Raw genomic sequence first — 7,719 nt, 5'->3', positions numbered from 1 at the left:
GAGACCCTCGCCGCCGAGACCGGCGCGGTCCCCGTTTCAGCCGACATCGCCGAGGACGACGACGTCGCGCACCTTGTGGGGGCCGTGGAAGCCGGCGGGGGCATCGACACGCTCGTCAACATCGCGGGCGGCGCGCGCGGCGCCGATTGGGTGGCTGACGCGAAGACCGAGGACTGGGAGTGGATGCTGCGGGTCAACGTGGTGGGCACCATGAAGATCACGCGCGCTTTCCTGCCGATGCTGCGCGCGAACGGCCACGGGACCGTGCTCAATCTCACGTCCGTCGCCGGGCTCGTCTCGTACGAGGGCGGCGGCGGCTACAACGCCGCGAAGTTTGCCGAGCACGGCATGACGCGCGCGCTTCGGCTCGAGGAGGCCGAACACAACGTCCGCGTCATTGAGGTCATGCCCGGACTCGTCAAGACCGAGGAGTTCGCGCTGAGCCGGCTCGGCGGCGACGCCGCGGCGGCCGAGCGTGTGTATGAGGGCGTCGAGGAGCCCCTCTCCGCCGAGGACGTGGCCGACGTGATCCGCTACGCCGTGACCGTCCCGCATCACGTCAACCTCGACGACATCGTGATCCGCCCCGTGGCCCAGGCCGCCGCGCACAAGCTGTTGCGCAAGCGCTGAGCCGCACGAAGCCCGGAGCCCGTGGCTCCCGGGGTAGACTGTTCAGCAAAGCATCGACCCGGCCATCACCGGTGAGCTTCCGGAAGAACAGCGCGCTCCGCCAGCCCAGCGAGGCCGCCCAGTAGAACCGGACGGGCAGGCCCGTCACAGCCCTCACGAGAGGCTCTCGCGGGCGCGCACAGCGGACGCGGCGAGCAAGCGAGGTGGTACCGCGGTGCCGCCCGGCAGATCCGGGCGTTCGCCGTCCTCGCATCCTCAGCCCAACAGCCAGGATCTTCCGTGAGCGTGTACCCCAAGGCCACCACCGCGCCGAACCCCGAGCAAGCCGCGTCGACCTCCGTGCGCTTCCCGGAGCTCGAGGAGCGGATCCTCAAGTACTGGGACGAGGACGGCACCTTCCAGGCCTCGATCGACAATCGCGACGCGGGCCATGACGGCTCGGGCGAGTTCGTGTTCTACGATGGGCCGCCGTTTGCGAACGGCCTGCCCCACTACGGCCACCTCCTCACGGGCTACGCGAAGGATCTCGTGGCCCGCTACCAGACCCAGCGCGGCAAGCGAGTCGAGCGCCGCTTCGGCTGGGACACCCACGGCCTGCCCGCCGAGCTCGAGGTCATGAAGCAGCTCGGCATGAGCGACAAGGCCCACATCGACCGCATGGGCATCGACAAGTTCAACGAGGCGTGCCGCGCGTCCGTGCTGAAGTACACCCACGAATGGGAGGCGTACGTCAAGCGCCAGGCCCGTTGGGTGGACTTCGAGAACGACTACAAGACGCTCAACGTCGAGTACATGGAATCCGTGATGTGGGCCTTCAAGACGCTTCATGAGAAGGGACTCACGTACAGCGGCTACCGCGTGCTGCCGTACTGCTGGAAGGACGAGACGCCGCTCTCAAACCACGAGCTGCGCATGGACGATGACGTCTACAAGGACCGCCAGGACCAGACCGTCACCGTCACGTTCCCGCTCCTTGCCGGCGAATCCGAGGCGTCACAGGAGCTCGCGGGCGTCCTCGCGCTCGCGTGGACCACGACGCCGTGGACGCTGCCCACCAACGCGGCCCTCGCGGTCGGGCCCGAGGTGCGCTACGCCGTCGTACCCGCCGGACCGGCGGGCGTGCGCGCGTCCGACGTCCCGGCCAACGCGCGCTTCCTCCTCGCCGAGGACCTCCTCGGAAGCTACGCCAAGGATCTCGGGTACGAGGACGGCGAGGTGAGCGCCGCTGCGCAGGCAAGCGCCGCCGTCGAACGCACGTTCCTCGGCCGTGAGCTCGAGGGCATCCGCTACCAGCCGCTGTGGGACTACTTCGCGGACGCCGAGGCGTGGGGCACGGAGAAGGCCTGGCAGGTCCTCGTCGCGGACTACGTCACGACGACTGATGGCACGGGAATCGTCCACCAGGCGCCCGCCTACGGCGAGGACGATCAGCGGGTGTGCGAGGCCGCGGGTATCCCGGTGATCCTGTCCGTGGACGACGGCGCGAAGTTCCTTCCGCTGTTCGCCTCGGGTGACGCTGCCCGCGGCGACGACGCACCTCTGCGGGACATCGTGGGGCTTCAGGTGTTCGAGGCCAACAAACCGATCACCCGCGTGCTGCGCGAGCAGGGCCGCCTCGTCAAGCAGGCCAGCTACGTGCACAGCTACCCGCACTGCTGGCGGTGCCGGAACCCACTCATCTACCGCGCGGTGTCGTCGTGGTACGTCCAGGTGACGAAGTTCAAGGACCGCATGGTCGAGCTCAACGACCAGATCAACTGGATCCCGGGCAACGTCAAGCACGGGCAGTTCGGAAAGTGGCTCGAGAACGCGCGCGACTGGTCGATCAGCCGGAACCGCTACTGGGGCTCGCCTCTTCCTGTCTGGGTCTCCGACAACCCCGAGTACCCGCGCACGGACGTGTACGGCTCCCTCGCCGAGCTCGAGCGCGACTTCGGCCGCGTGCCGGTCAACCACGAGGGCCAGCCGGACCTGCACCGCCCGTTCATCGACGAGCTCACGCGCCCCAACCCGGACGACCCGACGGGCAATTCGACGATGCGGCGCGTCACGGACGTCCTCGACGTGTGGTTCGACTCCGGGTCGATGCCCTATGCCCAGGTGCATTACCCGATGGAGAACCAGCACTGGTTCGAGACGCACAACCCGTCTGACTTCATCGTCGAGTACATCGGCCAGACGCGGGGCTGGTTCTACCTGCTCCACGTGCTCGGCACGGCGCTCTTCGACCGGCCAGCGTTCCGAAACGTGATCAGCCACGGGATCGTGCTCGGCTCCGACGGGCAGAAGATGTCCAAGAGCCTGCGAAACTACCCCGACGTGTCCGAGGTGCTCGACCGCGACGGCTCGGACGCGATGCGCTGGTTCCTCATGGCGAGCCCGATCCTGCGTGGCGGCAACCTCATCGTCACGGAGCAGGGCATCCGTGACGGCGTCCGCCAGGTGATGCTCCCGCTGTGGAACGTGTACAGCTTCTTCACCCTGTACGCGAACGCCGCGACCGGGCTCGGCGACGGGGTGACGGGCGGCTACGAGGCCAAGCTCCGTTACGACGGCTACACCGACCCGCTCGACCGGTACCTGCTCGCGGAGACGGGCCGGCTCGTGGCCGGGATGCGCGGCCACCTCGACGCGTACGACATCTCGAACGCCTGCGAGCTCCTGCGCGTCTACCTCGACATGCTCACGAACTGGTACGTCCGGCGGAGCCGGCAGCGCTTCTTCGACGAGGACGTGGACGCGTTCGACGCCCTGTACACCGCGCTCGAATCGGTGTGCCGCGTGGCGGCGCCGCTCCTGCCGCTCGTGTCCGAGGAGATGTGGCGCGGCCTCACGGGTGGCCGCTCGGTGCACCTCACGGACTGGCCGGAGCCGGCGCTGTTCGTCGACGAGCCCGCGCTCGTGGACCAGATGGACCGCACGCAGGCCGTGTGCTCGGCGGGTTCGTCGCTCCGCAAGGCCGCGAAGCTGCGGGTGCGCCTCCCGCTCAAGGCGATGACCGTCGTCGTCCCCGGAGCCGCGGCGCTCGAGGGCTCGGAGGCGGTGATCGCGGACGAGCTCAACCTCAAGTCCGTGCGACTGCTCGATTCCGACCACGCCTCGCCCGAGGAATTCGGCATTGAGCAGAAGCTCGTGGTCAACGCCCGCGCCGCGGGACCGCGCCTCGGCAAGAACGTCCAGCAGGCCATCAAGGGCTCGAAGTCCGGCGACTGGTCGGTGGACGGCGAGGGCCTCGTGACGGCTGGCGGGATCGCCCTCGAGCCGCACGAGTACGCCCTCGAGACGGTCGTCGACTCGGCGAAGGCCGGTGGATCGACCGCCGTCGCGATGCTGCCCGGTGGCGGGTTCGTGGTCCTCGATACCGAGGTCACGCCGGAGCTCGGCGCGGAGGGCCTGGCCCGCGACCTCGTGCGCGTGATCCAGCAGGCCCGGAAGGACGCCGACCTCAACGTGAGCGATCGGATCCGGACGAGCGTCACGGCGCGCCCGGCGATGGTCGCCGCCGCGCTCACCCACACCGAACTGCTCAAAGGCGAGACGCTGAGCGTCGAGCTCGAGCTCAACGAGGCCGATGTCGAACCGAGTGCGCTCGTCGAGCGTGTCGAACCCGCCGAGGAGGCCGCCCTGTGACCGAGCTGACCGGTTTGCCGACGACCGTCGAGGAGGTCTACGCCGAGCTGCTCGGACGCGCCCCCGAGAACAAGATGGAGCCGCGCCTCGCGCCGCTGTTCCGGGCCATGGACGTGCTGGGGGAGCCGAACAAGGCGTTCCCGATCGTCCACATCACGGGGACGAACGGCAAGACGTCCACGGCCCGCATGATCGAGGCCGGCCTGCGCGCCCACGGGCTCCGGACCGGCCGGTACACGAGTCCGCACCTCAGCAGGGTCACGGAGCGCATCAGCATCGACGGGGCGCCCGTGCCAGACGCGACGTTCGTGCGGATCTGGAACGAGATCGCGCCCTACATCGGCATCGTCGACGCCGAGCTGACCGCCGCGGGGCAGCCGCGGCTCACGTACTTCGAGTGCGTGACGATCCTCGGCTTCGCGGTCTTCGCGGACGAGCCGGTCGATGTGGCAGTCATCGAGGTGGGCCTCGGCGGGATCACGGACGCGACGAACGTGGGCGACGGCGTGGTCTCCGTCGTCACGCCGATCTCGCTCGACCACACGGACCTGCTCGGAGACACGACCGCTGATATCGCGCGGGAGAAGGCCGGGATCATCAAGCCGGGCGGCTTCCTCGTGAGCGCGGCTCAGCCCGCGGACGCGGCCCAGGTGCTGCTCGACAAGGCCCGCTCGGTCGGGGCGGAGTTCCGCTTCGAGGGCGTCGAATTCGGCGTCGAGAGCCGAACGCTCGCCGTGGGCGGCCAGCTCGTGACCGTCCAAGGGCTCGCCGCGCGGTACGAGGACCTCAGCGTTCCGCTGCACGGCGCGCATCAGGCGGAGAACGCGGCCGTTGCTGTTGCCGCGCTCGAGGCGTTCCTCGGCGGGGGAGAGCGCGAACTCGACATCGAGTTGCTGCGCGAGGCGTTCAGCAGCGTGACGTCGCCCGGGCGGCTCGAGGTCGTCAAGACCTCGCCGACGATTGTTGTCGACGCCGCTCACAATCCCGACGGGATCCGTGTGAGCGCCCAGGCGCTCACGGAGGCGTTCGACTTCAGCCGGCTCGTCGTGGTCCTCGGCGTGCTCCGCGAGAAGGATGCCGAGCAGATCCTGCGCACGCTTCAGGAGGAGTTCAGCGAGGTGCCCACGGAGTTCGTGTTCACGCAGTCGGCGTCGCCTCGCGCGGTGCCTGCGGAAGAGCTCGCCGAGATCGCGCTCGACCTCGGCTTCGACGAGATCGAGGTCCACACCGAGGAGAAGCTCGACGATGCGATCGCCTATGCGGTCGAGCGCGCTGACGAGGTGGGCGACTTCTCCGGCGGCGTGCTCGTGACGGGATCGATCACGGTCGTGGGCGAGGCCCGGATCCTCCTCGGGAAGGACGTCGCGTGATGGCCAGGCTCACCAAGGCTCAGCGGGAGTGGCGCCCCGGGATGCCGAAGAAGCGCCGGTCGGTGCGGGTGCAGTTCGCGTCGGTTGTGCTCCTGACGGAAGCGTTCGTCGCGCTCTTCGCGACGCTCGCCGTGTTCGGGCTGAGGGGGCACGAGTACGGCCCGGGTCTCGTGCTCGGCGTCGGCTTCGGTCTCATCGCGGTCCTCGTGCTCGCGTGTGCCGTCGTGAGGCGGCCGTGGGGCATGGCGATCGGCTGGCTCCTCCAGCTCGTGCTCATCGCGCTCGGATTCGTCGAGCCCATGATGTTCGTGGTGGGCGTGCTCATGGGGCTCGCTTGGTGGTATGCGATCCGAACGGGCACGAGGCTCGACCGCGAGAACGTGGTGCGGGACCGCGAGCAAGCCGAGTGGGAGCGTCTGCACCCCGAGACGCCGGACGGGGACGCGGGCCAGACTCAGTAGACTGGTCCCGATCCACGACCCCGCTATCAAGGAGCCACCGTGACCGCTGAGCGCACCCTCGTCCTCGTCAAGCCGGACGGAGTGTCCCGCGGGCTCGCCGGCGCGATCCTCGCGCGCGTCGAGTCGAAGGGCTATCGCCTCGCACAGCTCAACCTCCTCACCGCCGGGCGTGAACTGCTCGAGGAGCACTACGCCGAGCACGAGGGCAAGCCCTTCTACGAGCCGCTTCTCGAGTTCATGCAGAGCGGCCCAGTCGTGGCCGCCGTGTTCGAGGGCGAGCGCGTCATCGAAGGTTTCCGCTCCCTCGCCGGCGCGACCGATCCGACCGTCGCTGCGCCCGGCACGATCCGCGGCGACTTCGGTCGCGACTGGGGCCTCAAGGTCCAGCAGAATCTCGTCCACGGCTCTGACTCGACCGAGTCGGCCGAGCGCGAGATCAAGATCTGGTTCGGCAACTAACCGCGCCACCCCAGGCGAGCGGGGAGCAGGGGCCGCAGAAGGCTACATCGTCGACGGGACGAACATCGGCAGAAAGCGGAAGAAGATCGACGCGATGACGCCGACGTACAGCACCGCCACGATGATCCAGCCCCATTCGCCGAGCGCCTTCACGAGCCCCGCCGAGGCCGGAATGACGCCATGCCGCAGATTCCGGACGGTGGTCCACACGAACATCGGGATCATCATGGCCCACACGATCATGCACAGCGGGCACAGGATCCCGATCGAGTACAGCGCCTGGCTCCACAGCCACACGATGAACACGAAGCCGAGCGTCACGCCGATCTGCAGCCCGATCCAATAGGCGCGGCTGAACCGGGCCCCGCCGAGCAGGATGCCCATGGCCGTGGTCGTCGTGATCGCGAAGGCCACGATGCCGATGAACATGTTCGGGAAGCCGAACAGCGAACTCTGCCACGTGCTCATGACCTCGCCGCACGAGACCCACGGGTTCACGTCGCAGATGGTCTGGTGGGCGGGGTTCACGAGCTTCTCGAGCTTCTCGAGCACGAGCTCGCCGGACGCGAGCCACCCGACCACGCTTGTCACGAGCAGAAGCCACGCGAAGGGGCGCGTCCGCGTCATCAGCGGACCGGTTTCGTCGGGCGGCGATTGCGGGCGAGTCTGGGCGGAGGCTGGGGCCTTCGTCATGGCGGCGGAGTCCTTCCTGGGTTCTTGCCCCGATTCTAGGGCCCGTCCCTGACACGCAGCTGTCCGCGAGCCGCGCACAGGGCCGGTTGGGCGGTGTGTGAGACAATGCAAATGGCCGGACGCCGATCCACATTCGGCGGCCGGTCCGATGCAAAGCGATGAAGACCGCCGGTTCAACGCCGGGCGCGCGGGGCGACCAGCCCCATCGACGCCCGCTGAATTGAGCGGCACCTTGCCGGCCGTGAGGGCCGCGGGTCCACGCGGCATCGGCCCGTACGGTCGGCGACGCCGCAGCCGGACGGGAACAAGGTCGACTTCGTCGGCGCCTGCGGGTGCCGGCACGTGGTGCCGTCCCGGCGCCGAATGTGGCGGCGTTGCGGGCGGCTTGTGGAGTACTCACAAATGGACATCGAACAGCAGGCCCAGCAAGCCCCGGAACTCCGGGACGAAGAGACCGCGCCGGTCACGAAGCGCCG

General features: G+C 68.8%; 6 protein-coding genes. 5 read left to right on the top strand and 1 reads right to left on the bottom strand.

Annotated features, from left to right (window positions below):
* From ACLN58_RS14590 to ndk, 5 genes are all read left to right on the top strand, one after another.
* Positions 1-630 (top strand): SDR family oxidoreductase (locus ACLN58_RS14590; RefSeq protein WP_415855986.1); only part of this gene is annotated, 630 nt, incomplete at its 5' end.
* A gap of 279 nt (positions 631-909) precedes the next feature.
* Complete coding sequence (ileS, locus tag ACLN58_RS14585; RefSeq protein ID WP_415855985.1) at positions 910-4,260, top strand: isoleucine--tRNA ligase; 3,351 nt, start codon at positions 910-912, stop codon at positions 4,258-4,260.
* Positions 4,257-5,630 (top strand): bifunctional folylpolyglutamate synthase/dihydrofolate synthase, encoded by a 1,374-nt coding sequence (locus tag ACLN58_RS14580; protein WP_415855984.1) that lies wholly within the window; start codon positions 4,257-4,259, stop codon positions 5,628-5,630. Before ileS ends, ACLN58_RS14580 begins: the two co-directional genes overlap by 4 nt.
* Complete coding sequence (locus tag ACLN58_RS14575; RefSeq protein ID WP_415855983.1) at positions 5,630-6,091, top strand: DUF4233 domain-containing protein; 462 nt, start codon at positions 5,630-5,632, stop codon at positions 6,089-6,091. Before ACLN58_RS14580 ends, ACLN58_RS14575 begins: the two co-directional genes overlap by 1 nt.
* Before the next feature lie 39 nt (positions 6,092-6,130).
* Positions 6,131-6,550: a nucleoside-diphosphate kinase gene (ndk, locus tag ACLN58_RS14570; protein WP_415855982.1), complete on the top strand. Its 420-nt coding sequence runs from the start codon at positions 6,131-6,133 to the stop codon at positions 6,548-6,550.
* 42 nt (positions 6,551-6,592) lie between these two features.
* On the opposite strand, the gene ACLN58_RS14565 is transcribed toward ndk, so the two are convergent.
* Positions 6,593-7,243 carry a vitamin K epoxide reductase family protein gene (locus ACLN58_RS14565; protein WP_415855981.1) on the bottom strand — a complete coding sequence of 217 codons (651 nt, stop codon included), beginning with the start codon at positions 7,241-7,243 and terminating at the stop codon, positions 6,593-6,595.
* Positions 7,244-7,719 lie beyond the last annotated feature (476 nt).

It is taken from the genome of Sinomonas sp. G460-2 (genome assembly GCF_047759905.1).
Classification (GTDB): Bacteria; Actinomycetota; Actinomycetes; order Actinomycetales; family Micrococcaceae; genus Sinomonas.
This window is presented reverse-complemented; position numbering and strand designations above follow the sequence as displayed.

Coding starts and splice junctions, on each gene's coding strand:
- ACLN58_RS14575 (WP_415855983.1), top strand. CDS start 5,630: ATGGCCAGGCTCACCAAGGCTCAGCGGGAGTGGCGCCCCGGGATGCCG.
- ACLN58_RS14565 (WP_415855981.1), bottom strand. CDS start 7,243: ATGACGAAGGCCCCAGCCTCCGCCCAGACTCGCCCGCAATCGCCGCCC.